Below are 6,867 nucleotides of genomic sequence, written 5' to 3' on the forward strand. Positions count from 1 at the left end.
GCGCGGCGGGCCGCCGCGCGCCCCGAGGCGGCGCTACTTGGTGGGGGGCGGGTCGATGCCGAGGTCGCGGAAGAGGTCGCCGGCCCGGAACGTGCCTTTCATCAGCTCGTCCATGTCGATGCCCTGCGGCGCGAACGGCTGGTACAGCTCCGCGACCCGCTTGGCCATCTGCTCGCGGGCCTTGCGCACCACGTCGAGGATGGCGCCGGCCAGTTCCGTGGGCGCCATGTCCCGGTAGGACTGGGTGTGGAACTTGAGGTCGACCAGCTCACCTTTCGCGTTCACCGTCGCCGCGACGAGCCTGTTCTTCGCGACGGCCTCCTCGGTTGCCTGCTCCAGGCTTGCGCTTGCGTCCTCCACTTCGCGCAGAGTCCGATGCAGCCGAGCCAGTTCTTGTGCGCTCTCCTCCGGCATCCACGTACTCATTGCGCGCTCCACTCCTCTTGTCGGCTCCCGGCACCGGCCGGCCCAGCACCGTGCGGTTCTGGGCGGCGTTGGTGCCCCATACTCGCTCATCCTCCGACAGCCACGTCGTGCGCTGCCGTTCGCGGTTCTCCTGGCCGCCGCCGCCCATGCCCCCCATGCCGCCCATCATGGGCGGCATCATCGGGGTGCCCATGCCGTTCATGCCGTTCACCCCGTTCATGGCGCCGCCCGGGCCGCCGCCGGCCAGGCCGCCGCCCCCGGCGCCGCCGGCACCGGCCGCGGGCCCCCCCGCCCCGGCGCCGCCGGCGCCCAGACCCGCGCCGGGGCCGGTCAGGTTGGCGCCGCTGCCGACACCGCCCCCGGGGACGTTCGCGCCGTCGGCGCCGCCGCCCGGGGAGGAGCCGGGGCCGTTGAGCGGCAGCGGATCGGGGATGTCCCGGGTGCTCGGCTGGGGACCCCCGGCGAACAGCGAGGACCGGTCGGAACTCCCCGGACTCTGGCCGGGGTTGTCCGACCCGTAGTTGAGCGACTCTGGCGGCGGGGGCACGGAGGCCACCGGCGGCGGCTCGTACTCGGGGAAGTCGCGGGACAGGTCGGTGGGCGCGTCCGGGCCGTTGCCGCCGCCGAAGTTGAGCGGCTGCCCGGTGTCGGGGTTGTACTGGCCCCCGGTGTCGGGGTCGATGGGGAACGGCTCGCCCGTCTCGGGATTGATGGCCTCCCCGGTCGTGGGATCGACGGGGTAGACCTCGCCGGTGGAGGGGTCGAAGTTGAGGGGCAGCCCGGTGTCGGGGTTGTAGGGCATGCCCGTGTCGGGATCCGTGGGGAAGGGTTCGCCGGTCTCGGGGTTGAGCGGCAGCCCGGTGTCCGGGTCGGTCTCCAGCGTCGGGGGGTCGCTGGGGACGTAGGGCTCGCCCGTGATCGGGTCCAGCGGCAGCGGCTCACCCGTGGCGGGGTCGTAGCTCACCGGCAGCCCGGTGTCGGGGTCGAAGCTCTCGCCGGTCATCGGGTCGATCGGCAGGACCTCGCCGGTGCCGGGGTCGAAGTTGATGGGCAGGCCGGTGTCGGGACTGTAGGGCACACCGGTGTCGGGGTCGACGGGGAAGGGCTCGCCGGTCTCGGGGTTGAGCGGCAGCCCGGTGATCGGGTCGGCCTCCAGGTCGGTCGGACCGGTGTCGGGGTCGATGGGCTCGCCCGTGACCGGGTCGATCGGCGTGACCTCGCCGGTCTCGGGGTCGAAGTTGATCGGCAGCCCGGTGTCGGGGTCGAACGGCCGGCCGGTCTCGGGATCCACGGGGAAGGGCTCGCCCGTCTCGGGGTCGATCGGCAGCCCGGAGTCGGGGTCGGTCTCCAGCGGCTGCCGCGAGCGCGGCGTGTTGAGGCTGGATCCCGGGCCGGTACCGCCGCCGAAGTTCGTCGGCAGCGGCGGCGGGGGCACGACGGCCGGCGGCGGGGGGGCGTCGCCGCCGCCGGAGCCGCCGGGGCCGTTGAGATCGAGGGGGGCCTCGCTCAGGGGCGGGGGCACTGTGGTGTCGGGGATCCCGTCGCCGTTGGTGTCGGTGCCGCCGGGGCCGTTGAGGTCCAGTGGCGGTGGCGGCGGCGGGGTGGTCGCCGACGGCGGCGGGACGGTGGTGTCGGGAATGCCGTCGCCGTTGCTGTCGACGCCGCCGGGGCCGTTGAGGTCCAGCGGCGGTGGCGGCGGCGGGGTCTCGGCCGGCGGCGGCGGGGAGGAGGTGGTGTCGGGGATCCCGTCGCCGTTGGTGTCGGTGCCGCCGGGGCCGTTGAGGTCCAGTGGCGGTGGCGGCGGCGGGGTCTCGGCCGGCGGCGGGGTGGGACTGTCGGGAACACCGTCGCCGTCGGTGTCGAAACCGTCCGGGTAGTCCAGAGGGGGCGGCGTGTTGTCGCCGCCGCCGAAGATGTCGTCGAACATGTCGTCGGGGAAGACGTCGTCGAACATGTCGTCGGGGAACATGTCGTCGAACATGTCGTCCGGAAAGACGTCGTCGAACATGTCGTCGGGGAAGACGTCGTCGAAGATGCCGTCGAACGGGTTCTCCTCGTCCCCGCCGCCCGGGCCCTCCCCGCCGTCGGGGCCCATGGTGGTGATCGGCGGAGCGCCCTCGAGGTCCTCCCACTCCGAACTGATCTTCGCCACCGACTCCTTGTAGGCCGTCTCCATCGCGGTGTAGGCGGCTTCGGCGGCCAGGATGACCGGGTTGAGCTGCTTGAGCCACCGCTCGTTGAGCACGCGGTGCGCGTTGTCGGTGGTCACGGTGTCCGTGGGAACGCCCCAGACCCCCGTAGGGTCGGTACTGCCGATCTCCCCGGGCGCGGCGACCCGGATCCAGAACCGGTCCTCGTTCGCGTCCCACCGCTCGGTGCCCGAGGTCGTGTTGAAGTACCAGTCGTCGAGGAGCCACTTCATGCGGCCGTTGCCGTTGTTCATCCAACTGGTGACGGCTTCGCCCAGCTTCTCCAGCTTCGGCTGGATCTGGTCCCGCATCCAGGTGATCTGCTGGTCCAGCTCGTCCAGGCGGTCGGCCATGTCGAGCAGGCGCAGGGAGAGGTCGAAGATGCGGTAGCCGAAGTGCCCGGCGGCGGTCCCCTGGAAGGCGCTGTCAGGCAGGTTGAGCTTGTAGTACTCGTTGATGAGCCCGGTGCCGCCCTTGTCGCCCACGTAGTTCTTGAGGTAGTGCTCCAAGGTGTGGACCTGGTGGGCGATCGTGCCGCTGGACGCGCGGTCGTACATGGTCGAGATCGCGCCGCCGGCGTGCGTGGCCACGTTCGCCAGCGCTTGCAGCTTGTTGCGGAAGTCGGGTTCCTTGGTGTCCCACAACTCGTCGTTCATCGTGTAGCCGGCGTAGTGCCACGATGCTCTCGCGTCGGTCATCTGCTTGCGCCACCAGCGGTTCATGCCGTCCCACTGCTGATCCAAGTCCGTGGTCTTGGGGAAGTAGTACATCCCGTCCTTGAGCCAGGGGGTCTTCAGCAGTTCGTCGACGTTGGGCAGCGGCATGACGGGACCCTTGTCGCCCGGGTCCGAGAAGATGTTCATGATGTCGTGCAGTTTCGGCGGCGGCATGCTCGCCTCCTTCCGCGTCGGCCAACAGGGAGCAGGACGGTCAAGGGGCGGGCGGAGGGTCTTCGCCGTTGGTCTGTTCGCCGCCCGCCTGCGATCCCGGCGGCGAGTCGATGAGCCAGTTGAGCTGCTGGGCGGTCAGCTCCTGGTTCTCCTCCTCGATGATGAACTTCGTCCGGCTGCTGTTGAGGCGGTCGATGATGCGGTCCATCTCCTCGCGGAGCTTGTCGATCTCCGCGCTGATGCCCTTGAGCTGGGCGTCGACCCGCGTGCTCACCTGACCCGCCGCCGGCAGGTACTGCTGGTTTCCCATCTTCAGGTGGAAGACCGGCGCCTGCTCGGTACTACCGGTCGGAGGGTTGGCGTAGAGGCTGAAGGTGACGTCATGCGTCTGCATGTCGTCGTAGAAGTCTTTGAGGAAGTTGTCGCTGAGGGCCTTGACGCGCGCGAAGTCGATGGCCATGACGTCGGGCTTGTTGCCCGGGCCGTCACCGGGCTTGTCGCCGGTGTCGTCGCCGGGCTTGTCGTTCGGCTTGTCGCCGGGGCCGTCGCCGGTGTCGTCGCCGGGCTTGTCTTCCGGCTTATCATCGGGCTTTTCGTGCGGTTTGTCCCCGGTTTGGACGTCGGGCTTGAAGCTTGTGGTGGGCGTGGCCTGAGGTCCGGGGGAGTCTCCGCCGCCCGCGTTGTCGGTGTCGGTGGGCGGATTGGCCTGGTCGTCGGGAGTGTCCCCGGTTTGGACGTCGGGCTTGAAGCTTGTGGTGGGCGTGGCCTGAGGTCCGGGGGAGTCTCCGCCGCCCGCGTTGTCGGTGTCGGTGGGCGGATTGGCCTGGTCGTCGGGAGTGTCCCCGGTTTGGACGTCGGGCTTGAAGCTTGTGGTGGGCGTGGCCTGAGGTCCGGGGGAGTCCCCGCCGCCCGCGTTGTCGAGCCCGGGCTGGTAGGGCGAAAGGCGGTTCTGCTGCTGCTCCTCCGGGGGCGGCTGCTCTCCGGTGCCGCCGCCCGTCTGGCCCGGAGGGGTTCCACCCCCCACGACCGTGCCCTGCTCGGAGGGCGGGATGGGCGTCTCGTTGTCGCCGCCGGGAGTGGTGGGGCCTCCGCCCGTCTCGCTGGGAGGTGTCTCGCTCCCTACGACCGTGCCCTGCTCGGATGGCGGGATGGGGGTCCCGGTGTCGCCGCCGGGGGTCGAGGCGCCCGGCGTGCCGCCCACCGGCATCCCCGGCATGGGGCCGCCGCCCACGGTCGTTCCCGGGGAGCTGGGCGGGATGGGGGTCTGGCTGCCGCCGGGCCTGTCGCCACCGGGAGTGTCGGTGCCCGACCCCGGCTCACCCGGCCGGGGCGCGGCGCCCGGCTCACCCGGCTGCGGTGCGGCGCCGGGCTCCCCCGGCTGGGGCGCGGCGCCCGGTTCGCCGGGACGCGGTGCGGCGCCGGGCTCGCCCGGCTGCGGAATGCCGTCCTCGCCCCCCGACTCGGTCGGGATGTCGCCGGAGGGCAGGCCGCTGTCGCCGCCGGAGGAGTCGTCCCCGCTGTCGGAGTCCTCCTCGCCGGGCTTGGGCTGGGTCTGGTAGTCGGACCCGGAGTCGTCCTGGCCGCCCGGCCCGTCCTTGCCCGGGCCGTCCTTTCCGGGTCCGTCGTCGCCCGGCCCGGTCTGGCCGCCGGGGGAGTCCTGCCCGGTCTGGCCGCCGCCCCCGCCGCCCTGCTCCTCGTCGGCCGGCACGATCGTGATCAGGCCCGTCTCCGGGTCGACGTCGAACTTGTTGCCCTCGCCCGGGTCGACGGTGACCGTGTCGGACTCCGGGTCGACCGTGACGTCGAGGTCGCCCATGTCGATCGACGTGGCGCCGGTCTCGGGGTCCATGCTGATCCGCGGGTCGTCGGGGGAGCCCTCGCCCTCCCCGTCGCCGTCGCCGGAGCCGGCCGCCGGGCCGTCCTTGGGCGGGGTTCCGATGGTCAGCAGCCCGGTCTCGGGGTCGATGGACACCGGGGCGTCACCGGGGTCGATGACGGTGCCGACCGCCCCGTCCTCGCCCGGGTCGACGGTGATGGGGTCGGTGCCGTGCTCGATGCTGATCGCGTTGGTGTCGGGGTCGAGACTGATCTCGCCGAGTTCGGTGCCGCCCCGCCCGTCCTCGTCCGCGCCGCTCCCGGTCTCCCCCGACTCCTGGGAGCCGTCGTCGCCCTCGTAGCCGTTGCCGAGGTCGACGCCGATCTCGGTCTCGGCGATCTCCGCGGAGTCGTCGTCGCCCCCGGAGTCGTCGTTCCCGACCGTCTGCACGTCGGGGCCGTCCGCCCCCTCCTGGCCGGACTCCTCCTCGCCGCCCGTGCTGATCAGGCCGGTGTCGGGGTCGATGGTGAGGCGCTCGTCGCCGGGGTCGATGGTGATGGAGTCGGCGCGCGGGTCGACGGTGACCTTGAGGTCGCCGACGTTGACCGTGATGACGCCGTTCTCGGAGTCGACCTCGATGGGCGAGCCGGAGCCGTCCTCGTGGCCGGGGACCGGGTCGCCGTTCTCCTGCGGCGGGTTCTCCTCCAGCTTGCTCACCAGCCGCTCGCCCAGGCCCTCCGGAATGGGCTCGGTGGGCACCTCGGCCAGCGGCTTGGTCAGGATCTCCGGCTCCCCCTGCCGCACCGGGTCGAGCAGGCGGGCCGTCCCCTGCTCCAGCGGCTCCGCGGTCGCCGCGGGCTCGCCGGCGACGAGGAGGGCGGGCTCGGCGGCCCGCACCGGCTCGGCCTGCTGGAGGGGCTCGAAGCCGGTGTCCTGGACGGCCGCCGTGCTCTGCTCCTGGGGCGTGACCGGGTGCTGGGGGGAGAGGGCGGCGCGGAAGGCGGTGGCGTGGTCGGTCACCGGCGGGCTGGACAGGTCGGGCGCCGACGGACGTTCGACCGCGACCTCCGCCTTGAGGGCCAGGGCCGACTCCGGTTCGCCCGCACCGCCGGTCCCGGAGGTGTCGCCCCGGCCCAGGTTCAGGTGGGCCAGCCCGGTGCCCGGGTCCATCACGACCGCGCTGGGGCCGGGGTCGACGGTGGCGCGCCGCGCGGTGGAGGGGTCGAGGGTGACCACGCCCTGCTCGTGCTCGATGGTGACCACCCCCGTCTCCGGGTCGTGCTCGACACTGCCCGACCCGGTGTCGTCCTCCCACGTGGCGTGCTGGACACCGGGGTCGGTGCCGTTGGACACCGTGGTGATGACGAGGGGCGTGTTCAAGGGGTCGATGACGTCGTCGGTCGACCCGTTGTCGAGGGGCTTGGACACGGCTGTGTCTCCTTGGTCTCCGGTGCGCCAGGGGGGTCAACGGGGAGGGCGGCGCCGGAGCGGGGCACCGCCAAGGGCAAGCGGTCCGACTGGTGGAGGGGGCGGCCGGCGGCTCGGG

3 protein-coding genes are annotated in these 6,867 nt (G+C 72.4%); all 3 read right to left on the reverse strand.

Translation table 11 applies throughout. The annotated features are described in order from the left end of the window. Positions 1–33: 33 nt before the first annotated feature. The 3 genes from LG943_RS11760 to LG943_RS11770 are packed head-to-tail and all read right to left on the reverse strand — an operon-like array spanning position 34 to position 6,749. A complete protein-coding gene (locus LG943_RS11760; RefSeq protein WP_270072270.1) occupies positions 34–360 on the reverse strand; it encodes a YbaB/EbfC family nucleoid-associated protein in 327 nt (108 codons plus the stop codon). Next, positions 269–3,505 carry a hypothetical protein gene (locus LG943_RS11765; protein WP_270072271.1) on the reverse strand — a complete coding sequence of 1,079 codons (3,237 nt, stop codon included), beginning with the start codon at positions 3,503–3,505 and terminating at the stop codon, positions 269–271. Before LG943_RS11765 ends, LG943_RS11760 begins: the two co-directional genes overlap by 92 nt. 40 nt (positions 3,506–3,545) lie before the next feature. Beyond that, the gene (locus tag LG943_RS11770) at positions 3,546–6,749 is read right to left on the reverse strand and encodes a hypothetical protein (protein ID WP_270072272.1); all 3,204 of its coding nucleotides are present in this window, start codon (positions 6,747–6,749) and stop codon (positions 3,546–3,548) included. Positions 6,750–6,867: the final 118 nt, after the last annotated feature.

Source organism: Streptomonospora mangrovi (assembly GCF_027604915.1).
Lineage (GTDB): Bacteria > Actinomycetota > Actinomycetes > Streptosporangiales > Streptosporangiaceae > Streptomonospora > Streptomonospora mangrovi.

What these genes read in the sequence shown, in the direction of transcription:
- LG943_RS11765 (WP_270072271.1), bottom strand. Translation starts at nt 3,505, where the DNA reads ATGCCGCCGCCGAAACTGCACGACATCATGAACATCTTCTCGGACCCG.